Here is a 577-nt window from a genome sequence, read left to right on the forward strand (position 1 = left end):
GCCGTGAGGTGGTGGTGGTCGCCAACGACGCCACCGTCAAGGGCGGCACGTACTACCCGATGACGGTCAAGAAGCACCTGCGGGCGCAGGAGGTGGCCCTGGAGAACCGGCTGCCGTGCCTGTACCTGGTGGACTCCGGCGGCGCCTTCCTGCCGATGCAGGACGAGGTCTTCCCCGACCGCGACCACTTCGGCCGGATCTTCTACAACCAGGCCCGGATGTCCAGCGCGGGCATCCCGCAGATCGCCGCGGTCCTCGGGTCCTGCACGGCCGGCGGCGCGTACGTGCCGGCCATGAGCGACGAGGCGGTCATCGTCCGCGGCCAGGGCACGATCTTCCTGGGCGGCCCCCCGCTGGTGAAGGCGGCCACCGGCGAGGTCGTCACGGCGGAGGAGCTGGGCGGCGGCGAAACGCACTCCAGGACCTCCGGGGTCACCGACCACCTCGCCGAGGACGACGCGCACGCCCTGCGCATCGTGCGCTCCATCGTCTCCACGCTGCCCGAGCGCGGCCCGCTGCCCTGGTCGGTGGAGCCGGTCCGGGAGCCGGCGGTGGATCCGGCGGGGCTGTACGGGGC

General features: G+C 73.0%; 1 protein-coding gene. It reads left to right on the plus strand.

What is annotated here, in order from left to right; translation table 11 throughout:
- Positions 1-577 (plus strand): carboxyl transferase domain-containing protein (locus tag KUM32_RS37640; RefSeq protein WP_302185240.1); only part of this gene is annotated, 577 nt, incomplete at both ends.

Source organism: Streptomyces sp. AC627_RSS907 (assembly GCF_019049165.1).